The sequence below is a fragment of the Nocardioides silvaticus genome (genome assembly GCF_003160695.1).
Taxonomy (GTDB): Bacteria; Actinomycetota; Actinomycetes; order Propionibacteriales; family Nocardioidaceae; genus Nocardioides; species Nocardioides silvaticus.
Map to the genome: position 1 here is coordinate 579,697 of NZ_QGDD01000001.1, position 20,475 is coordinate 600,171.

The following is a 20,475-nucleotide window of genomic DNA, read 5'->3' on the forward strand; positions in this document are numbered from 1 at the left end:
TCGCGCCCCTCCCGGGGGAGCGGACACGAGCGGCGGGTCGGAGTGGAACATTTGGCGGTCAGGCGAGCGCGGGCGTGCCCTTGAGCGAGGCGAGCACCGAGTCGATGAGACCGTACTCGATCGCCTGCTCCGCGGTGAGGATCTTGTCGCGCTCGATGTCGCGGCTGACCTCGTCGATCGACTTGTTGCTGTGGTCGCTGATCATCCGCTCGAGCATCTCCCGCATCCGGAGGATCTCGTTGGCCTGGATCTCGATGTCGGAGGTCTGGCCGAACGTGCCCTCGGTGTAGGGCTGGTGGATGAGGATCCGGCTGTTCGGCAGCGCCAGCCGCTTGCCGTGGGTGCCGGCGGCGAGCAGGATCGCGGCCGCCGAGGCCGCCTGGCCGATGCACACCGTCTGCACGTCTGGCTTGATGAACTGGATCGTGTCGTAGATCGCGGTCAGCGCGGTGAACGAGCCACCGGGGCTGTTGATGTAGATGCTGATGTCCTGGTCGGGATTCATCGACTGCAGGCAGAGCAGCTGCGCGATGACGGCGTTCGCGACCTCATCGGAGATCGGCGTGCCGAGGTAGATGATGCGGTCCTCGAACAGCTTGGCGTAGGGGTCGATGCGCCGGAAGCCGTACGACGTCCGCTCTTCCCACTGCGGGATGTAGTAGTTCATGTGCTCAGTCCTTCTTGTGGGCGGGCCGGCCCTCGTCGGTGGCCTCGCGGGCGCTCTTGATGACCTTGTCGACGAGGCCGTACTCGAGGGCTTCGTCGGCGGTGAACCAGCGGTCGCGGTCGGCGTCGGTGGTGACCTGCTCCACCGACTGGCCGGTGTGCGCCGAGATCAGCTCGAGCAGCACCTTCTTGATGTGCAGCGACTGCTGCGCCTGGATCTTGATGTCGGACGCCGAGCCCCCCATGCCGGACGACGGCTGGTGCATCATGATCCGCGCGTGCGGCAGCGCGTAGCGCTTGCCCTTGGTGCCGGCGCAGAGCAGGAACTGGCCCATCGACGCCGCAAGCCCCATGCCGACGGTCGCGACGTCGTTGGGGATGTAGTTCATCGTGTCGTAGATCGCCATCCCCGCGTCCACCGAGCCGCCGGGGCTGTTGATGTGCAGGAAGATGTCGGCCTCGGGGTCCTCCGCCGACAGCAGCAGCAGCTGGGCGCAGATCGCGTTGGCGTTCTGGTCGCGCACCTCGGAGCCGAGGAACACGATCCGCTCGCGGAGCAGCCGGCTGTAGATGTTGTCGTCGAGCAGGTTGAGTCCGGGCGCGCCGTTCATCGCGGGGCCGCTGGGAATCTGAGTCACGGTGGCGACACTAGCCGTCCGGGGCCCCGGAACCACGGGATCTCGGGCCCTGTTCGCCGACAGCGGAAGCGCCCGGCGCGCCGTCCGAGGAACGAGGACGGACGCCGAAAAGGCGCGCAGGTCGAGGAGCGCCCGCGAGCGAGGAACGAGCTCGCGACGGCGCGTCTCGAGACCCGGTGACGTGCCCGCCCGCGGTGGGGACGGCCGCAGCTCGACGTACGGCGTCTCGATACGCCGCCGCTCGTACCTCGCGGCGGCTACTCGACGACCAGGGCTACTCGACGACCAGGGCTACTCGACGACCAGGGTTAGTCGACGACCAAGCCTTCCGCGGCGGCCTTGAGCCCGGCGACGGTGCGCGCCATCCCCTGCTCGAGCTCGTCCGCGTGGCCCTCGTTGCCGCCGAGGAAGGCCGGGGCGAAGAGCTTGCTCGACAGGGTCGCGCCCTTCGGCACCGGGCGGCGGTGGACGACGCGGGTGCCGGTGCCGTCGGCCTCCAGCTCCCAGACCCACTGCGCACCGCTCGACCTGGTGTCCCAGACCAGCCGCCGGCCGGGCTCGACCGCGGCGACGACCGAACGGGTCGGCCAGACGACGGCCTTGCGGCGGTTGATGCCCAGGTACCACTGGCCGACCCGCAGGCCACCCCGTTTGAGCGGCAGCATCTTCACCGTCTCCGGGCTCCACTCGGCCATGTTGGAGAAGTCGGTCAGGAGCTCCCACACCCGCTCCGGCGGCGCCTCGACCGTGGCCTCGGCCCGCAGCTCGCGCTCTGCACTGGTTCCAGTCACAGGGCGATGGTGGCAGAACGGCCGCCCGACCGCTCGGGCCGTTCGTCAGGAGAGCACCGGTCAGGCGAGCCAGCGCTTCAGCGCGGCGAGCACCTCGGGGTGGTTGAGGATGCCGAAGTGGTCGGTGCGGCCGACGTGGAGGGTCTCGGCGTCGGGGAAGAGCTCGGCGCCGCGCTTGTCGCGGCCGACCGCGGAGTGCGGGCGGACCAGGTAGTCGCCGACGTAGGAGCCCACGGGGTGCCGGGCGGAGGAGGTGACGGTGGCCGCGACCAGGCGGTACCGCGCCTCCTTGAGCGGTGGCAGCTCGTCGACGTAGCCGTCGACCAGGTCGCGGACGCCCTCCGACCGCTTGTCGAGGACCCGGCCGAAGGCGGAGGTCTCGGGCAGCAGCGCCAGCAGCCGGCTGCCGTGGCCGATGCCCCACGCGATGGGGGCGCCGCGGTGGGGGGAGCCGAGCGTCACCACGTCGGTGACGCGGTCGGTCCAGGTGGCGGTCAGCTGGTCCGCCGAGGCGAGCGCGAGCACGTTGAGCCCAGCCCGCATGACCAGTCCGCCCATCGAGTGGCCGACGAGCGCGATCCGCTCGACGTCGACCGGCCAGGAGGCGACGAGGTCGCGCAGCAGGGCGGCAAGGGCGACGCCGTTCTCGCGGATCGGGAGGCCGGTGTTGGCGCGGAGGTAGACGGGGGTCCAGCCGAGGCCGGTCAGCGCCTCGCCGTACGTCGTGCCGGTGCGCTCGCGGTGGAGGCTCCAGTACGACTCGTTCTCGCAGAGGCCGTGGAGGAACACGACGACTCGACCGGTGGCGTCGGGGTACGACGCCGCCAGCGCGTCGGGCTCGGGGAGGACGTCGCGCCCACCGGCCCGGACGGTCATCGGCAGCGCCAGCTGCGGCCGCTCGCGGAGCAGCTGGTCCCCGATCAGCCCGTTGACGGCGGAGGTGACGAACCGTCCGCGCGCGCCGTCCTCGAGCCGCGGGCCACCGATCCCGGCGGCTGCCAGCCGGTCGAGGCCCGAGCTCGCCCCGCGCAGGGCCAGGCCCAGCCCGCCGTAGACCGCGCCGGCGATGCCGCGGTGCGCGACCTCCACCGGCGTCGCCGTCGAGCCGAGCCCCAGGCGGAGGACGCCGTGGATCCGGCGGGTGACCGCCTCGTGGGTGTCCCGTGCGCTGCCGACGACGAGCTCGTCGGCCACCTCGGCGAGCAGCGAGAGCGCGTCGACGAGGGTGGGGCCGGGCGCCGGCGGGGCGGTCGCGGTGTCCATGGACGCACGATAGCCCTCCAGTGCACAGGTGTGCACTGAAGGGCCATCGGCGTGTCGGTGCTCAGTCCTGGGTGGACTCGGCGGCCTCGTCGGCCGGCGCCTCGGCGGCCTCAGCGGCCTCAGCGGCCTCGGCGGCCTCGTCGGCCTCGGCGGCCTCGTCCTCGGGGTCACCGATGGTGCCGTCGGGGCGGAGGTTCTTCAGCTCGACCGGGTTGCCGGAGGCGTCCTTGACGACCGCGCTCTCGACCAGCTCGGCAAGCGCCTTGCCGCGGCGGATCTCCTGGACCATCTCGGGCACGTGGTTGTGCTCGAGCATGTGGTTGACGAACTCCTGCGGGTCCTGGCCGGACTGCTGCGCGCGGCGCACCATGTGCTGGGTGAGCTCGGCCTGGTCGACGCCGATCTCGCTGCGGTCGGCGATCTCGTCGAGCAGGAACTGGGCGGCGACGGCGTCGCGGACCCGACGCTCGAGGTCGGCCTCGAACTCCTCCTGGGTCTGGCCCTCGTCCTCGAGGTACGCCTCCAGCGTCATCCCGGCGTAGGCCAGCTGCTGCTCGACGCTCTGGCGGCGGGCGTTGAGCTCCTCGGTGACCAGGTTCTCGGGCAGCGGGACCTCGACCTTGTCGAGCAGCGCCTCGAGCACGGCGTCGCGCGCGGCGGCCGCCTGCTCGAGCCGCTTGCCGCGCTGGAGCCGCTCGCGGACGTCGGCCTCGAGCTCGGCGAAGGTGTCGAACTCCGAGGCCATCTGGGCGAAGTCGTCGTCGAGGTCGGGGAGCTCCTGCTCCTGGACCTGGTGGACGGTCACCGAGACCTCGACGTCCTCGCCGACCAGGTCGCCGTTGACGAGCTGGGAGGTGAAGGTCTTGTCCTCGCCGGCCGACAGGCCGGCGAGGGCGTCGTCGAGACCGTCGATCATGCCGCCGCGGCCGACCTCGTAGGAGAAGCCGGTGACCTCGCCACCCTCGACGGGCTCGCCGTCCTTGACCGCCTTGAGGTCGATGACGACGAAGTCGCCCTCCTGGGCGGGACGCTCGACGTCGATGAGCGTGCCGAAACGGCCCCGCAGCGCGGCGACCTGCTCGGTGACGTCCTCGTCGGTGACCTCGACGTCGTCGACCGACGCCTCGAGGCCCTCGGTGTTCTCGGGCAGGGAGATCTCGGGCTTGATGTCCACCTCGGCGGTGAACTCGAGCGGGCCCTCGTCGTCGTACTTGACGACCTCGACGTCGGGCTGCGCCAGCGGCACGAGGTCGTTCTCCTGCAGCGCCTCGACGTACTTGCTGCCGAGGATGTCGTTGAGGGCTTCCTCGCGCGCCGCGCCGGGGAACTGCCGCTCGATGATCTGCGGCGGCACCTTCCCCTTGCGGAAGCCGGGGATGTTGATCTGCTGCGCGATCTTCTGGTACGCCGCGTCGAGGCTCGGCTTGAGCTCCTCGAAGGGCACCTCGACGGTCAGCTTGGCCCGGGTCGGGCTCAAGGTCTCGACGGCGCTCTTCACAGGCTTGTTCTCCTTCAGATGAATGTCAGGTGGTGCGTCGGGGCGACAGGACTCGAACCTGCGATCTCCTGCTCCCAAAGCAGGCGCGCTAGCCACTACGCTACGCCCCGCCAAGAGGCCCCCGACGGCCCTCGTTCAGGGTCGCCGGATGCTCCTTGGAGCGGATGACGGGAATCGAACCCGCGTAGCCAGTTTGGAAGACTGGGGCTCTACCATTGAGCTACATCCGCGCGCGTGCAAACGCGGGTGTCATCGTGCCACAGCAAGGCGTGCGCTCCCCAACCGTCACCGTCGGTGGACCAGCAGCAGCGCGCGGTCGTCGTCGCGCGAGCCGACCTTGGCGGCCAGCCGCTCGGCCAGGCCGTCGAACGAGTTGCGGAACAGGTGCTCGGCGACGCCCAGCATCTCGTCGATGCCGAGCTCGATGTCGCGGCGCGGCTCCTCCACCATGCCGTCGGTGTAGAGGAGCAGCACGTCGCCCGAGGCGAGCCGCCCCTGGACCGGTTCGTACGTCGCCCCGTCGATCAGGCCGAGCACCGGGCCCTCGCTCCGGATCACCTGCCAGCGTCCCGACCCCGCGGAGCGGTGCACCGGAGGCGGGTGGCCGGCCGTGCGCACCTCGTAGGAGCCGGTGGTCAGGTCCACCGAGAGGTGCACGGCGGTGGCGAAGCCCTCGTCCCAGTCGCGCTGGAGCAGGTAGTGGTTGGCGGCCTCGAGGAACCGGTGCGGCGGCAGCTCGACGAGCAGGCCGCCCATCGCGCCCGACAGCTGCAGCGCCCGGGTGCCGGCCGCCTCGCCTTTGCCGGACACGTCGACCACCGCGACCTCGAACCGCTGCCCGTCGTCACGGGTGGTCGCGACGACGAAGTCGCCGGCGAACGGCGAGCCGCCGGCCGAGGACATCGCCGACTCGACCAGCCAGCTGTCGGGCAGGACCGGGATCGTGCCCTGGGCGAGGATCCGGTCGCGGAGGTCGACCAGCATCGACTCCCCACGCCGCCCGCCGATGCCCAGGACGCTGCGGCGCGCGCTGATCACGATCACGAAGACGCAGACGGCGCCGAGCACGACCAGCGCGGCGACGGTGCGCGTCGTGTACTCGTCCTGGAGCGCGGCCGAGGCCGCGACCATCACGATGACGAACGAGACGAACCAGACCAGGGTCCGCGGCCGGAGCAGGAGAGCGCCCACCAGCAACGGCACGTTGAGGGCTGTGAACGGGAAGTTGTCGGGCATCAGGGCGACCCCGACGACGACGCCGCCGGCGAGCAGGACGAGGCCGACGACGAGCAGCTGCTCCGGGGACGGCCTGAGGACCCGGCGGCTTCTCATGAGGCGGCCCTCGACCGGAAGACCGGCTGGCACCGGGTGCACCAGAACAGGTTGCGGCCGCCGAGCACCTCCGTGCGGACCGCCCGCCCGCAGACGTGGCAGGGCTGGCCGGTGCGGCGGTAGACGTAGACCTCTCCCCCGTGGTCGTCGGCCCTCGGCGCGCGGCCCATCGCCTCCGGGGTGTGCTCGGGCCGGACCGTGTCGATGACACCGGTGCGAACGCCCTCGTTCATGAGCACGACCAGGTCGTCCCACATCGCCTGCCACTGGCCCGCCCGGAGCGTCCGGCCCGGCCGCAGCGGGTGGATCCGGTGCCGGAACAGGAGCTCGGCGCGGTAGACGTTGCCGACGCCGGCCACGACCGACTGGTCCATCAGCAGGGTGCCGATCGGCGCGGAGCTCCTGCTGATCCGGGCCCAGGCGAGGGCGGGGTCGGCGTCGGCGCGCAGCGGGTCGGGACCGATCCGCGCGACGACGGCGTCGCGCTCGGCCGTCGTGACCAGCGCACAGGTCGTCGCGCCACGCAGGTCGGCGTACGCCTTGCCGTCGGTGCGCACCAGCCGCAGCCGGACCTCGCCGACCGGCGGCGGCACCTCCTCGACCAGGTCGTGCACGGCGAACCCGCCGTACAGCCCGAGGTGCACGTGGACGAACCGGTCGTCACCGAAGTCGATGAACAGGTGCTTGCCCCAGGCGTCGGCGCCGCGGACCTCGGCGCCGTCGATCCGGGCGGCGCTGTCGGCGAACCGCCCCTGCGGGCTGCCGACGCGCACCTGCCGGTCCCCGAACACCTCGGAGATCTCGCGGGCGAGCCGGTGGAGGGTGTGGCCCTCGGGCATGGCTAGGCGTCGTCGGGGGCAGGGGCGGTGACCGCCTGGGCCGATGCGGGTAGCGGCGGGAGCTCGCCGGTGCTCTCGTACGACGCCATTTGGCCGATCCGGCGCACGTGCCGCTCGTCGCCGGGGAACGGCGTGCCGAGGAAGACCTCGACCAGACGGGTCAGCTCGTCGAGCGTGTGCATGCGGCCGCCGACGGCGACGACCCAGGCGTCGTTGTGCTCGCGCGCCAGGGCCGCGGTCTCCTCCGACCAGGCGAGCGCGGCGCGGATCCCCTTCACCTTGTTGGCCGCGATCTGCTCGCCGTTGCCGGAACCGCCGATGACCACGCCGAGGCTGTCGAGGCCGGCGGCCCGGTCGGCGACGACACCCTCGGCCGCGCGCAGGCAAAAGACCGGGTAGTCGTCGACGGCGTCGTAGACGAAGGGTCCGTGGTCGACCGGCTCGTACCCGTGGTCGACGAGCCAGCCGGTCAGGTGGCTCTTGAGCTCCAGACCGGCGTGGTCACATCCGAGATGCACGCGCATGGCGCTCATCCTTGCAGACCGGCACGTCAGAAATGATGGAGACGACGGGCGGCCTCGGCGACCGATCCGCTCATCGACGGGTACACCGTGAAGGCCTGGGCGAGCTGGTCGGCGGTGATCGACTCGGCGACGGCGAGCGACACCGGGTGGATGAGCTCACTGGCGCGCGGGCCGACGACGACACCGCCCACGACGATGCCCGTGCCGGGCCGGCAGAACAGCTTCACGAAGCCGTCCTGGACGCCCTGCATCTTGGCCCGCGGGTTGCCCTTGAGCGGCAGCATCACCGTCTCGGCCTGGATCTCGCCTGCGTCGATCGCGCGCTGGGACCAGCCGACGGTCGCGATCTCCGGTGCGGTGAACACGTTCGAGGCGACCTGCTTGAGGTCGAGCGGGGCGACGGCGTCGCCGAGGAAGTGCCACATGGCGATCCGGCCCTGCATCGCGGCGACCGAGGCCAGCATCAGCACGCCGGTGCAGTCGCCGGCGGCGTAGACACCCCGTGCCGACGTGCGGGAGACCCGGTCGACCTTGACGAAGCCGCCGTCGTCCGTGATGACCCCGGCCTCCTCGAGCCCGAGGTCGCTGGTGTTGGGCACCGAGCCGAGCGCGAGCACACAGTGGGACCCTTGGACCTCGCGGCCGTCGGTGAGCCGCACGGTGACGACGTCGCCGTCCCTGGTGACCGACTCCATCCGTGACTGACCGAGCACGTTCATGCCGCGGCGGGTGAGGACGTCCTCGAGCACCTGCGCGGCGTCGGCGTCCTCGCCGGGCAGCACCCGGTCGCGGGAGGACACCAGCGTCACCGGGATGCCGAGGGCGAGGTAGGCGCTCGCGAACTCCGCGCCGGTCACGCCGGACCCGACGACGATCAGCCCGGTCGGCACCTCGGTGAGGTCGTAGACCTGCTCCCAGGTCAGGATCCGCTCGCCGTCGGGCACCGCGCTCGGCAGCGTCCGGGGCGCGGCGCCGGTCGCGAGCAGCACGGCGTCGGCGGTGATCGTGTCGGTGCCGGACTCTCCTGAGCCTGTCGAGGGGCCGTCGGCGAGCTCGACGGCGACCGTGCCCGGGCCGTCGAGCCGGCCGCGACCGCGGACGACCTGGACGCCGTCGCGCTCGAGCCGGCGGGCGATGTCGGCGGACTGGTCGGCGGCGAGCCGCTTCACCCGCGCGTTGACCGTGGCCAGGTCGACCTCGAGGGTGGTGCTCGGGTCGCCCTGGTGGTCGCGCGACTCGATGCCGAGCTCGGCGGCGTCCGCCATCTCGGTCATCAGCTCCGCGGTCGCGATCAGCGTCTTGCTCGGCACGCAGTCGGTGAGCACCGCGGACCCGCCGAGCCCGTCGGTGTCGACGACGGTCACCTCGGCCCCGAGCTGGGCGGCGACCAGCGCCGACTCGTACCCGCCGGGACCGCCGCCGATGATCACCACGCGAGACATGGCCGTCATTGTTGCAGTCCTCTCTCCCCGGTCGGTCCGGGTCAGTTCAGCCGGTCGCGATAGCTGGGCAGCCGGAACGCCCGCTCCCAGCGACCGCCGCGGAAGTCGGTCGACCGGTTGCCGACCATGGCGATCACCGCGCGTCCGTCCCGCTCCAGCGCGCGGCGGCAGCGCAGCTTCCCGTGCTCGATCGACTCGCCGCGGTGCCGGCCGCAGACGTCGGTGAACCGGTAGCCGGCCCGGCGCAGCACCCGGGTGATGCCCTCCAGCTCGGACTGCCGGCGGGCGGTCGCGAAGTGGACCTGGACGCCCAGCTCGCGGGCGTGCCGGGCGAACCGCAGCACCGGGCGCACCGGCCGCGGGAAGGCGTAGTGGCTGGCGATCGCCGTGTTGTCGATGTCGAGCACGACGGCCGTGCGGCCTCCGCGGTCCGCGCGCCGTTCCAGCCACCGGTGCGACCCGCTCATCGCCTCCCGGACGTCGGCGAGCCACTCCTTCTTGCTCGGCAGCGGGTGCGCCGCAGCAGGAGCCGCCGGCAACGTGGTCAGCGCGGTCAGCGCCGCCAGCGCCAGGACGGCGGCGACGAGGAGCGCGACGACCCGGGTCAAAGGTTGATCATGTGGCCGGCGATGCCCTCGATGGCTTCCTTCATCGCCTCCGAGAGCGTGGGGTGGGCGAACACGTTGCGCGCGACCTCGTCGGCGGTCAGGTCCCACTGCTGCGCCAGCGTCAGCGCCGGGAGCAGCTCGGTGACCTCCGGCCCGATCATGTGGGCGCCGAGCAGCTCGTTGTGCTCGGCGTCGGCGATGATCTTCACGAAGCCGACGCCCTCGGCCATGCCACGGGCCTTGCCGTTGGCCGAGAACGGGAACGAGGCCGTCTTGACGTCGTATCCCTTCTCCTTGGCCTGCGCCTCGGAGTAGCCGAACGACGCGATCTGCGGCTGGCAGAAGGTCGCCCGCGGGATCATGTCGAAGTTGATCTCCATGGTCTCCGCGCCCGCGATCGTCTCGGCGGCGACCACGCCCATTGCCTCCGCGGTGTGGGCCAGCATCAGCTTGCCGGTGCAGTCGCCGATGGCGTAGACGCCGTCGACGTTCGTGCGCCCGCGCGCGTCGACCGCGATCGCGCCGCGCTCGGTCAGCTCGACGCCGGCGGCCTCGCGCCCGAAGCCCTCGACCCGCGGGGCGAAACCGAACGCCGCGAGGAACTTGTCGGCCTCGAGCACCTCCTCGTCGCCGCCGTCGGCGGGAGCGACGGTCACCTTCACGCCCGAGCCGGTGTCCTCGACCTTCTTCACCGCGGTCGAGGTCAGCACGTTGACGCCGAGCTTCTTGTACTGCCGGGCGAGCTCCTTGGAGACGTCGGCGTCCTCCGTGGGCACCATCCGGTCGAGGTACTCGACGATGGTGACGTCGACGCCGAAGTTCTTCATGACGTAGGCGAACTCGACGCCGATCGCGCCCGAGCCGCCGATGATGATCGACCCGGGGAGCTGGTCGGTGAGGATCTGCTCCTCGTAGGTCACGACGTTCTCGCTGAGCTCGACCCCGGGCACCAGACGCACGGTGGCGCCGGTGGCGATGATCAGGTTGTCGAAGGTGTACGACGACTTCTCGCCGTCCTTCTCGACGTCGATCTCCTTCGGACCGGTCAGCGTGCCCCAGCCGTCGATCTCGGTGATCTTGTTCTTCTTCATCAGGTAGTGGACGCCCTTGGCGCTCGCCTCCGCCACCTTGCGGCTGCGAGCGTGGGTGACGCCGAAGTCCATCGTGGGCTCACCGGAGATCCCGAAGGTGTCCTTCTCCTTGGTGATGATGTGCGCGATCTCGGCGTTGCGCAGCAGCGCCTTCGACGGGATGCACCCGACGTTGAGGCAGACGCCGCCCCAGTACTTCTCCTCCACCACGGCAACGGACTTGCCGAGCTGGGCGGCGCGGATGGCGGCGACGTAGCCACCGGGGCCAGCGCCGAGGACGAGGACATCGAAGTGGGTCACGCACCGAGCCTACTCAGCCGTCTAACCTGACCCCGTGCCGACCTATGCCGCCTACGGGACGAACCTCGACCCCCTGCGGATGGGTGAGCGGTGCCCCCACTCCCCTCTCCAGACGACCGGCTGGCTGACCGGCTGGCGGCTCACGTTCGGGGGCGAGGAGCACGGCTGGGACGGCGCGCTGGCGACGATCGTGCAAGACCCCTTCGAGCAGGTCTTCGTCGCGCTCTACGACGTCAGCCCGCAGGACGAGCCGCTGCTCGACGAGTGGGAGTCGGCCGACTCTGGCCTCTACCGGAAGACCAAGGTGCGGGTCGCGACGCTCACCGGGTCGGTGGTGGCGTGGACCTACGTGCTCGACGCCTACGAGGGCGGGTTGCCCTCGGCGTCGTACTTGGGCGTGCTGGCCGACGCCGCCGAGGCGGCCGACGCTCCGGCGGACTACGTCGCGGCGCTGCGCCGCCGGCCGTGCCGCTCGACCGGACTGTGACGCAACGGCCCTCCCCTCGTTAGCAGGTCGTGCGTACTGCTGCTGCTCTCGTCACCCTTGCCCTCGCCGCCGCGACCGCTGCCTGCGGCAGCGTTGCAGCGGCCCCGGACGCCGACCGGTCCGACCGGTCCGACCGCGGGTCGATCGAGTCCATCGAGGCGCCGATCGCGGTCCGCGCGGCTCCCACCGGGCTGCGCGACGTGATGTGGGTCGGCAACAACTGGGACGGCACCGCGAGCATCGTCGACGCGCACACGTTCAACGTCCTCAAGCGCGGCGTGAATCTGATCCCCGACAAGGTCCAGGAGACGCGCGACCTCCTCACCGACCCGGTCGGCCTGGTGTTCTTCCTCGCCGTTGCCGCCACAGCGGGCCAGGGCCACAACCAGTACGTCGACGACATGTTCACCACCCTGGACGGGAAGTACCTCGCGGTGTCCCGCCCCAGCTTCGCCGACGTGGTCTGGATCGACATCCGCAAGGCGGTGCGCGGCCTCCCCGGCGCGATCGTGCGCGAGCAGCAGATGGACGGGTACCGCACCGACCACATGCAGGTCTCCAACGACGGCCGACGGCTCCTGGTCTCGGACTCGACCGCGCGGCAGGTCATCGAGTACTCCATGGTGGACGAGACCCTCCCCGACGGCACCGTGGTCAAGCTCGGCGACCGGTTGCGCACCTTCGAGTCCGGCGAGACCCCGCACGAGAGCAACTACACCCTCGACGGCGAGCGCATCCTGCACGCGTCGATCGGCCGCGTCTACACGCCGCTCGACGACACCGACCCGGTCGACGGCCGCCTGCTCGGGGTGCCCCTCACCCGTCTCGGCATCAGTCGGTTCCGGCTGGACAAGCTGGTCGCCAAGCTGCCCTGGGACGTGCTCGACGAGGCAGTCAAGGCCGATCGCTGGCTGCAGTACGTCGACACCGACTCCTTCGAGGTCCTCGAGCGCTGGGACATGAAGCACGAGCTCGCCGAGGCCGGGTTCCCGGGCATGAGCAGCGCGGTCCGGCCCGTCGCCCTGCACCCGGACGGGCGTCGGCTCTACCTCCAGGTCTCGTTCCTGCACGGCTACGTCGAGTTCGACACCGAGGCCGCCGACCTCAACGGCACCACCGACTACACGCTCGGCACGAAGTCGGAGCCTGCCCGTGGCGCGGTGACCGGGGTCGTCCAGCTGGAGAACCGGGTGCCGGGCATGCCCTACGAGCAGTACGTCAACGACTCCGCGCACCACGGCATCGCGATCAGCGAGGACGGCGAGACGCTCTGCGTGGCCGGGACGATGGACAACTACGCGGCACTCGTCGACGCAGACACGGGAGCGGCGCAGTACTTCGACGCGCGGACGACCGGCAAGAAGTACGGCAAGCCCTACTGGGTGACCGAGGGCCTCGACGACACCTGCTGGGTCTCGCTCTCCGACAACGACGCGGTCGCCGTGCTCTCGACCGAGACCAAGAAGCAGCTCGCCTACCTGCCGGTCGGCAACCACCCGCAGCGGGTGCGCCACGGCTACGTCGAGAGCGGCCTCCTCCCCTAGTGGAACTAGGGTGTGCGGCGTGACCGAGCCCTCGCCGTACGACCTGGCCACCCAGGCCGCCGCCCGCCTCACCGAGCTCACCGGCGTCGCCCGCCACGACATCGCGCTCGTGCTGGGATCGGGCTGGCTGCCCGCCGCCGAGATGCTCGGCGAGACGACGGCCGAGATCGAGACCACCGACCTGCCCGGCTTCAGCGCCGCGGCGGTCGCCGGGCACTCCGGCAAGATCCGGTCGGTGCGGGTCGGTGACCAGCAGGCGCTGGTCTTCCTGAGCCGCACCCACTACTACGAGGGCAGGGGTGTCGCCGCCGTCGTCCACGGCGTGCGTACGGCGGCCGCGGCCGGCTGCCGCGCGATCGTGCTCACCAACGGCTGCGGCGGCCTGAAGGAGACGTGGACGCCCGGCACCCCGGTGCTGATCAGCGACCACATCAACCTGACCGGCCAGTCGCCGATCGTGGGCGCGAACTTCGTCGACCTCACCGACCTCTACTCCTCGCGGCTGCGCGCCGTCTGCCGCGAGATCGACCCCTCGCTCGACGAGGGCGTCTACGTGCAGTTCCCCGGGCCGCACTACGAGACGCCCGCCGAGATCGGGATGGTCCGCGCGATCGGCGGCCACCTGGCGGGCATGAGCACCACGCTCGAGGCGATCGCCGCCCGCGAGGCGGGCATGGAGATCCTCGGCATCAGCCTGGTCACCAACCTGGCCGCGGGCATGAGCGGCGAGCCGCTCGACCACGCCGAGGTGCTGGAGGCCGGGCGCGCGGCGGCCACCCGGATGGGCGAGCTCCTGACCAGGGTCGTCCCGAAGATCTAGGCTCTCGGTCGTCGAGCAGCCCGAGCGCGCCAGCGCGATCTGTCGTGAGGCACGAGCGAAGATGTATCGAGACGCCGTCGCGCGAAAAGCGGCGTCTCGATATGTCGCTCGCTGCGCTCGCTCCTACTCGACGACCTTCATGATCCGCCGTCCGAGGCGCGTCAGGAGCTCGGACAGCTCGTCCGGACCCTCGACCGTGAAGTCGCAGTCGAGGTTGGCGAGGACCAGCACCGGCCAGTCGAGGGTGTCGGTGTTGAGCACCATCCGGCACACCTCCCCGTCCGCACCGTCGACCTGCTCGACGGTGCCCCAGCGACCCATCACCGCCTCGACCTGCTCGGCCGGGGCCGCGACCCGCACCCGGACCTCGTGACGCTGTGGCTGTGTCCGCAGGCCGGACTTCACGAACGCCACCGCGTCCCCGAGCGGGAGCTCGCGCGGGCGGAACCGCTGGCCGGTCGGCCTCGGCGCGCCGGAGACCCGGTCGATCCGGAACGTCCGCCAGTCCTGACGGTCGCGGTCGTAGGCGACGAGGTACCACCGGCGGCCGAGGTTGACCAGCCGGTGCGGCTCGACCCGCCGACCCGACGCGGTGCCATCGGCGGCGGTGTAGTCGAACGCCACGGCCTCGTCGTCGCGACAGGCCTGCGCGAGCGCCGTGAGGACACCGGCGTCGATGACCGGCCCGCCCGACCAGGGCGTCGCGTCGGTCTGCGTCTTCAACGCGTCCATCCGCCGCCGCAGGCGGGGCGGCATCAGCGCGATCACCTTGGTCAGCGCCTGGACCGACGTCTCCTCGATCCCGCCGACACTGCCACCGGCGGTCGACCGGAGCCCGACCGCGATCGCGACCGCCTCCTCGTCCTCGAGGAGCAGCGGCGGCAGGTTCGACCCGGCGCGGAGCTGGTAGCCGCCGGCGGCACCCCGGACGGCGTCGACGTCGTACCCCAGGTCGCGGAGGCGGTCGACGTCCCGCCGCAACGTCCGGTCGCTCACCTCGAGCCGGTCGGCGAGCTCGATCCCCGACCAGAAGCGGTGGGTCTGGAGGAGGGACAGCAGGCGCAGCATCCGGGCACTCGTGCTCATGTCTCCAGTCTATTTCGAATCAGGACAGAAACTGACCGGATTGGTTCCTAACGTTGTCGTCATGAGCAACCACCACACCTCTCCCGCCACCGGGCCGGTGATCCGCACCGTCGGGCTCACCCGCCACTACACCCGCAACAAGCAGACGATCGAGGCCGTGCGCGGTCTCGACCTGGAGATCGCGCCCGGCGAGCTGGTCGCTTTCCTCGGTCCCAACGGAGCCGGCAAGTCGACGACGCTCCGGATGCTGACGACGCTGATCGCGCCGACGTCGGGAACGGCGGAGGTCGCCGGCTTCGACGTCACGAAGGACCGGGCCGCGGTCCGACGCTCCATCGGCTACGTCGGCCAGGGCAACGCCGCCGGCCACCAGTACCGCGGCCGGGACGAGCTGCTCTCCCAGGCCCGCGCGCACGGATTGTCGCGTCGCGACGCCCGGGCACGGACCGAGGAGCTGCTCGAGGCGTTCGACCTCACCGAGCACGCCGACCGCCCTGTCTCCCGGCTCTCCGGCGGTCAGCGGCGTCGCCTCGACGTCGCGATCGGCCTGGTGCAGGAGCCCACGATCCTGTTCCTCGACGAGCCGTCGACCGGTCTCGACCCCCAGAACCGGGTGAACCTGCAGGAGCAGGTGCGCCGGCTCAACGCCGACCTCGGCACGACGATCGTCCTCACGACCCACTACCTCGAGGAGGCCGACGCCCTCGCCGGCCGCGTGATCGTCATCGACCACGGCCGGATGATCGCCGACGACACCGCGGCAGCGCTCAAGTCGGCGCTCGGCGACCTGGTGAGCCTGGAGCTCGCGAGCCCGGACGACGCTCTGGCGGCCGCCCGCCGGGCCGACCGGCTCCCCGGCGCCCAGGTCTCGGTGACCGGCACGCGGGTCGACCTCCGCGCGCCGTTCGGCCGGGACGCCGCTCCCGGACTGGTCGCCGACCTCGCCACCGCGGGGACGCCGGTGACCCGGATGGAGGTCGTCGGGCCGACCCTCGACGACGTCTTCCTCAACCTGACCGGCCGCAGCCTGCGCGAGACCAACCAGACCGACCAGAGCGACCAGACCGACCAGACCGGCAACGAGCTCGAAGGAGAGGCAGCATGACCATCGCCATCAACCAGACCCCGGAGTCGGTCGCCACGGCGCCCACCGTCCGTCGTACCCCTGTCGCGGCGAAGCCGGTCGGCCTGCTCGCCGACATCGGCAACGTGTTCCTCCGCGAGCTGATGCCGGTGCTCCGCAACCCGGCCTCGGTCCTCTTCGCGATGGTGCAGCCGCTGGTCTTCCTGGCGCTGTTCGCGCCGTTGCTGCCGGAGACCCCGACCGGGTCGGCGCTGCAGTGGTTCGTGCCCGGCATCGTCTCGATGACCGCGCTGATGAGCGCCTCGTTCACCGGCGCCAACCTCAGCGAGGAGATCATCAGCGGCTCCTTCGAGCGGCTGCTCGTCTCGCCGGTGCGGCGCTCGGCGCTGCTCATCGGCAAGTCGCTGCGCGAGATGGTGCCGCTGGTGCTGCAGACCCTGGTCATCGTGGTCGCCGTCGCCCCGTTCGCGTTCGACGTGCACCTGGTCGGGATCGTCGTCGGCATCGTCGTGCTGGTGCCGTTCAGCGTCGGCCTCGGTGCGGCCAGCCTCGCCCTCGCGGTCGTCGCGAAGGACCAGGCCTGGGTGTTCTGGACCGTGCAGCAGACGGTCATCTTCCCGTTCCTGCTGCTCGCCGGCGTCCTGCTCCCCCTCGACGGCGCCCCCGGCTGGCTCCAGACGGCCTCCGACCTCAACCCGCTGCGCTACATCGTGGACGCCGAGCGCGCCCTCTTCGCCGGCGACTTCCCCGTCGACGTCGTCCTCTCCGGCGCCGCCGGCTCGCTGGTCGTGGGCGTCCTCGGTCTCTGGATCGGCGTCAAGGCGATGAAGGCCGCCAGCTGAAGCAGCGCGTCGACCCGGCTCGTTCGAACGAGCCGGGTCGGCGTCTTTTTCGAGCGGGGTCGGGGCTAGCGCGGCGGGGGGACGGGACCGAAGACCTGGTTGCAGGCCGCGCCGGAGCAGCGGGAGAGGGTGCGGGTGCGACGGGTGAGCTCGCGGCGGACGGCGCGGTAGTCGCGGTCCCAGAACCGGTTCCGCAGGGCGTAGGGATCGCGCTCGCGGTCGAAGAGGATGCCGACGTTGCGGGAGCCGGCCCGCAGGCCGAACAGGTAGCGGTCGGTGGTGACGCCGCGGTAGTCCCACCCCGGCGTGCGGTCGGCCTTCTGGTCGCCGGTCTGCACCAGGATCGTGTCGCGCACGCCGCGGCGGCCGCGCAGCCGCTCGATGCTGACTCCGTCGAGCCGGCGACCGGGGCGGGCATCCGCCCAGTCGACAAATGTGGCGACCAGGTCGACGAGCGTGACCGGCGTGTCGTCGGTGGTGCCGGGCTCGAAGCCGGGGCCGCGGACGACGAGGGGGACGTCGAGGATCTCGTCGAACAGGTAGTTCTTCGATGCCAGCCGGTGCTCCCCGAGGGCGAACCCGTTGTCGGAGGTGAGGACGAGGTAGGTGTCGTCCAGCTCACCGAGTCGGGCGAGGCGTCGTACGGTCGCGGCGATCGAGTCGTCGACCGACCGCAGCGCCCGCACCCGCGCGTGGAAGAGCCGGCTCATCCGGGCCCGGCTGACCTTGCCCGTCCGCAGTCCGCGCGGCAGGTCGCCGATCCGCTGCTCGTTGAACGACGGCTTGTCGAACGACGGCGGGCGCACCCGGAGGTAGGCCCTCCGGTACTTCGCCTGCCACCGCGGCAGCTGCGGTCGGGTGAGCGTCCCGTGCGGTGCGACGTGGTTGACGACCATGAAGAACGGCGCCCGCCCCTTCGCGAACCGGCCGAGCGTCTCGTGGGAACGGCGGGTCATCGTCGTCGTGACGTACTCGTTGCGCACCCGGTCACCGTTGAAGAACCGACCGCGCTGGTAGGTGTAGATCCCGCTGACCTGCGCGTCCCAGAACGTCCATCCGGCCGGCTCACGGCGCGGCTGCATCCGCTCGTAGCCGTTGAGGTACTTCCCGTGGTACGACGTGCGGTACCCCGCGGCGGACAGCCAGCGCCCGACGTTCTGGTCGGGCCGCTCGAGGCTCTTGGCGCCACCCCAGCGCCCGGTGTTGTGGCGCACCCCGTTGTTCTGGCCGTACTGGCCGGTGACCAGCTCGGCCCGGGCCGGGCAGCACATCGGGTGCGGCGAGATGGCGTTGGTGAAGCGCACGCCCTGCTGGACCAGCAGCTTGCGGGTCTTCGGCAGGAACCGCAGCTCGTCGGCCCGCATGTCGTCGGTGAGGAACACGACGATGTTGGGCGCCGGGGCCCGCCGGCCGGCCCGTTCCTCGACCGAGCCCGACACGCTGGGGACGCCGACGCCGGCGAGCGTGCTCATCGCCATCGCGACGAGCACGAGCACCACAGCAGCGACCACTCCCCGAGCTCTCACGCGCAGAAACTAGCCGAGGAGAGGCGGTCATCCAGGCGGTTCTCGGAAGTCGCTGCCTCACTGCAACGGGGCGTCCATCACGTCGTACGACGTGCTCCGCTCCTCCCGCACCCAGACCGGGTCCGACGTCGCGGTGGCCTCGGCGGCCAGCTCGCGCTTGAGCACCTTGTTGGTGGCGGTGCTCGGCAGCGCCGCGGCGATGCGGACGAACCTCGGCCACGCCTTCGGCGACAGGTCCGGTTGCCCGGCGAGGAACCGCTCGAGCTCGTCGGGCGACAGCTTCGCGCTGTCGCGCAGCACCACTGCGGCCATCACCTGGTCTCCGACGAGCGGGTCGGGCACGGCGTAGACCGCCGCCTGGCTGATCGCCTCGTGCCGCAGCAGCAGCCGCTCGATCGGCGCCGTCGCGAGGTTCTCCCCGTCCACCCGCAGCCAGTCGGAGGTGCGGCCGGCGAGGTAGACCCACCCGTCCTCGTCGCGGTAGGCGAGGTCGCCCGACCAGTACTGGCCACCCCGCATCCGCTCGCCGGTCGCCTCGTCGTCGTTGTAGTAGCCGGCGAAGAACCCCGCTCCGGTGGTGTTGACCAGCTCGCCGACGCACGCGTCGAGGTTGGTGACGGCGCCGCTGCCGTCGACGACCGCCCGCGGGCACTCCGCGCCCGTCTCGCGGTCGAGCACGGCGACACCCGGCGCCGGCTGTCCGATCGACCCCGGCGGCGTGCCCGGCACCCGGCTCACCACCACCGCGTTCTCGGTCGAGCCGAAGCCGTCGGCCACGACGCAGCCGAACCGACGCCCGAACTCCGCGATGTCACGGTCCGACGCCTCGTTGCCGAACGCCACCCGCAGCGGGTTGACGGCGTCGTCGGGTCGCTCGGGCGTGGCCAGCACGTAGGCGAGCGGCTTGCCGACATAGCTGAGGTACGTCGCGCCGTACCGCCGGACGTCGGCGAGGAACCCGCTCGCGCTGAACCGCCGCGCCAGCGCCAGCGTCGCGCCCGCGGCGGCCGCCGGCGCCAGGCACGCGGCGACGGCGTTGCTGTGGAAGAGCGGCATCGAGCAGTAGCAGACGTCGGCGGCGGTCAACGAGAACCGGTCGACGAGCATCTCGCCGGCGAACACCGGCATCCGGTGGGTCAGCCGCACCGCCTTGGGGTCGCCGCTCGTGCCCGAGGTGAAGATGAGCATGAACAGGTCGTCGGCGGCCGACGCTGGAAACCCGTCGAGGCCGCCGTCGGCCTCGGCCACCTGCGCGGCCCACGCGTCGGTGTCGACCTCCACGACCGGGATCCCGCCGAGGTCGAGGCCGTCCAGGAGCCTTCGGTGGTCGGCGTCGGTCAGCAGGAGCTGGCAGTCCGCCCGGCGGACGTCGGCAGCGAGCGCCTCGCCGCGGCGGGTCGCGTTGATGCCCACCGTGACGTGCGCACCGAGCGCACCGGCAAGGATCGCCATCGCCATCTCGGGCGTGTTCTCCATCAGCACGCCCACGTGGGGCGGCCGCTCCGGCTCGAGCAGGTCGCGCAGCACACGCGCCCGCGCGGCACTCGCGCTCAGCACCTGCTGCCAGGTCCACCGCCGGTCCTCGAACGCCAACCCCACCCGGTCGCTGCCGGCATGCGCCAGCAGCAGGTCGCGCATCGTCTCAGCCACGCGTGCCCCCCAACCGGGCCCGCAAGCCGTTCTCACAGCCCCGCATCATCCGGTGGTGGTTCCAGCTCAACAGCGGCCGGGCGACGTACGACGCCAGCGCCAGCGCGCCGTCCACCGCGACTGCCTGCGTGAAGTCGGTCCTCGTCCGGTCCGGGCCCTCGGGAGTGAGCGTCCAGCGCACCCAGCCGTCGAGGTCGCCGGTCACTGCCACCTCGAGCACCGGAGCCTCCCGTGAGAGCGCGTCGAGCACCAGGTCGAGCGTGTACGGCAGCGCCGAGCGGCACAGCACCCGCGCGCTGTCGTCGCTGATCCGCGCCACGGCCCGCACCTGTGGCCACCACTCCGGGTAGCGCTCGAGGTCGAGCACGGTCGCGGCCACGTCGTCGAGGGGAGCCTCGGTGACCCACGACGCAGCGAAGGAGTACGACGTCCGCACCCGCCCAT

The 20,475-nt window shown here is 71.5% G+C and carries 20 protein-coding genes and 2 tRNA genes; 5 read left to right on the forward strand and 17 right to left on the reverse strand.

The genetic code is table 11. The features are described from left to right. Positions 1–58 precede the first annotated feature (58 nt). The 13 genes from DJ010_RS02620 to lpdA all read right to left on the reverse strand — a co-directional run bounded on the left by DJ010_RS02620 (position 59) and on the right by lpdA (position 10,992). Entirely contained in the window at positions 59–667 is a 609-nt protein-coding gene (locus DJ010_RS02620) for an ATP-dependent Clp protease proteolytic subunit (RefSeq protein WP_109692049.1), read from the reverse strand. A 4-nt stretch (positions 668–671) separates the two neighbouring features. Continuing rightward, the gene (locus DJ010_RS02625; RefSeq protein ID WP_109692050.1) at positions 672–1,277 is read right to left on the reverse strand and encodes an ATP-dependent Clp protease proteolytic subunit; all 606 of its coding nucleotides are present in this window, start codon (positions 1,275–1,277) and stop codon (positions 672–674) included. A 335-nt stretch (positions 1,278–1,612) separates the two neighbouring features. Further along, entirely contained in the window at positions 1,613–2,095 is a 483-nt protein-coding gene (locus DJ010_RS02630) for an SRPBCC family protein (RefSeq protein WP_109692051.1), read from the reverse strand. Between the two features lie 60 nt (positions 2,096–2,155). Next, positions 2,156–3,358, reverse strand: coding sequence for an alpha/beta fold hydrolase (locus DJ010_RS02635; protein ID WP_109692052.1), 1,203 nt, complete (start codon positions 3,356–3,358; stop codon positions 2,156–2,158). Positions 3,359–3,419: 61 nt separating this feature from the next. After that, on the reverse strand, positions 3,420–4,856 hold the full coding sequence (tig, locus tag DJ010_RS02640) for a trigger factor (RefSeq protein WP_158282902.1): 1,437 nt from the start codon (positions 4,854–4,856) through the stop codon (positions 3,420–3,422). Between the two features lie 37 nt (positions 4,857–4,893). After that, positions 4,894–4,966, reverse strand: a tRNA-Pro gene (locus tag DJ010_RS02645). Positions 4,967–5,012: 46 nt separating this feature from the next. Next, positions 5,013–5,086: transfer RNA gene (locus tag DJ010_RS02650), tRNA-Gly, on the reverse strand. 55 nt (positions 5,087–5,141) lie between these two features. Beyond that, positions 5,142–6,188 carry a PP2C family protein-serine/threonine phosphatase gene (locus tag DJ010_RS02655; protein ID WP_109692487.1) on the reverse strand — a complete coding sequence of 349 codons (1,047 nt, stop codon included), beginning with the start codon at positions 6,186–6,188 and terminating at the stop codon, positions 5,142–5,144. After that, complete coding sequence (locus DJ010_RS02660; RefSeq protein WP_109692054.1) at positions 6,185–7,027, reverse strand: Fpg/Nei family DNA glycosylase; 843 nt, start codon at positions 7,025–7,027, stop codon at positions 6,185–6,187. Before DJ010_RS02660 ends, DJ010_RS02655 begins: the two co-directional genes overlap by 4 nt. 2 nt (positions 7,028–7,029) lie before the next feature. Further along, positions 7,030–7,551 carry a ribose-5-phosphate isomerase gene (locus tag DJ010_RS02665; RefSeq protein WP_109692055.1) on the reverse strand — a complete coding sequence of 174 codons (522 nt, stop codon included), beginning with the start codon at positions 7,549–7,551 and terminating at the stop codon, positions 7,030–7,032. 26 nt (positions 7,552–7,577) lie between these two features. Beyond that, on the reverse strand, positions 7,578–8,993 hold the full coding sequence (locus DJ010_RS02670; RefSeq protein ID WP_245927148.1) for an NAD(P)H-quinone dehydrogenase: 1,416 nt from the start codon (positions 8,991–8,993) through the stop codon (positions 7,578–7,580). 41 nt (positions 8,994–9,034) lie between these two features. Further along, positions 9,035–9,601, reverse strand: a complete 567-nt coding sequence (locus DJ010_RS02675) for an HAD family acid phosphatase (protein ID WP_109692057.1) — start codon at positions 9,599–9,601, stop codon at positions 9,035–9,037. Further along, complete coding sequence (lpdA, locus tag DJ010_RS02680) at positions 9,598–10,992, reverse strand: dihydrolipoyl dehydrogenase (protein ID WP_109692058.1); 1,395 nt, start codon at positions 10,990–10,992, stop codon at positions 9,598–9,600. Before lpdA ends, DJ010_RS02675 begins: the two co-directional genes overlap by 4 nt. Before the next feature lie 34 nt (positions 10,993–11,026). On the opposite strand from lpdA, the gene DJ010_RS02685 reads away from it, so the two are divergent. Genes DJ010_RS02685 through DJ010_RS02695 form a run of 3 tightly spaced genes read left to right on the forward strand, consistent with a single transcriptional unit; the run spans position 11,027 to position 13,843 of the window. Beyond that, positions 11,027–11,479 (forward strand): gamma-glutamylcyclotransferase, encoded by a 453-nt coding sequence (locus DJ010_RS02685; RefSeq protein ID WP_109692059.1) that lies wholly within the window; start codon positions 11,027–11,029, stop codon positions 11,477–11,479. Between the two features lie 29 nt (positions 11,480–11,508). Then, positions 11,509–13,023 (forward strand): serine/threonine protein kinase, encoded by a 1,515-nt coding sequence (locus DJ010_RS02690; protein ID WP_109692060.1) that lies wholly within the window; start codon positions 11,509–11,511, stop codon positions 13,021–13,023. 19 nt (positions 13,024–13,042) lie between these two features. Then, a complete protein-coding gene (locus tag DJ010_RS02695; protein WP_109692061.1) occupies positions 13,043–13,843 on the forward strand; it encodes a purine-nucleoside phosphorylase in 801 nt (266 codons plus the stop codon). Between the two features lie 123 nt (positions 13,844–13,966). Here DJ010_RS02695 and DJ010_RS02700 read toward each other — a convergent pair whose 3' ends face one another. Continuing rightward, entirely contained in the window at positions 13,967–14,929 is a 963-nt protein-coding gene (locus tag DJ010_RS02700; protein ID WP_211318623.1) for a helix-turn-helix transcriptional regulator, read from the reverse strand. 61 nt (positions 14,930–14,990) lie between these two features. Between DJ010_RS02700 and DJ010_RS02705 the strand changes: the two genes are divergently transcribed. Continuing rightward, positions 14,991–16,034 carry an ABC transporter ATP-binding protein gene (locus DJ010_RS02705; protein WP_109692063.1) on the forward strand — a complete coding sequence of 348 codons (1,044 nt, stop codon included), beginning with the start codon at positions 14,991–14,993 and terminating at the stop codon, positions 16,032–16,034. Beyond that, positions 16,031–16,855, forward strand: coding sequence for an ABC transporter permease (locus tag DJ010_RS02710; RefSeq protein ID WP_109692064.1), 825 nt, complete (start codon positions 16,031–16,033; stop codon positions 16,853–16,855). Before DJ010_RS02705 ends, DJ010_RS02710 begins: the two co-directional genes overlap by 4 nt. Before the next feature lie 65 nt (positions 16,856–16,920). Here the strand turns inward: DJ010_RS02710 and DJ010_RS02715 are convergent, their stop codons facing one another. From DJ010_RS02715 to DJ010_RS02725, 3 genes are read right to left on the reverse strand one after another with little or no spacing between them, the layout of a single operon-like run. Beyond that, a complete protein-coding gene (locus DJ010_RS02715; protein WP_146207238.1) occupies positions 16,921–18,381 on the reverse strand; it encodes a sulfatase-like hydrolase/transferase in 1,461 nt (486 codons plus the stop codon). Between the two features lie 57 nt (positions 18,382–18,438). Further along, entirely contained in the window at positions 18,439–20,031 is a 1,593-nt protein-coding gene (gene fadD1 / locus DJ010_RS02720; RefSeq protein ID WP_245927149.1) for a fatty-acid--CoA ligase FadD1, read from the reverse strand. Next, positions 20,024–20,467: an SRPBCC family protein gene (locus DJ010_RS02725; protein WP_109692066.1), complete on the reverse strand. Its 444-nt coding sequence runs from the start codon at positions 20,465–20,467 to the stop codon at positions 20,024–20,026. Before DJ010_RS02725 ends, fadD1 begins: the two co-directional genes overlap by 8 nt. Between the last annotated feature and the right edge of the window lie 8 nt (positions 20,468–20,475).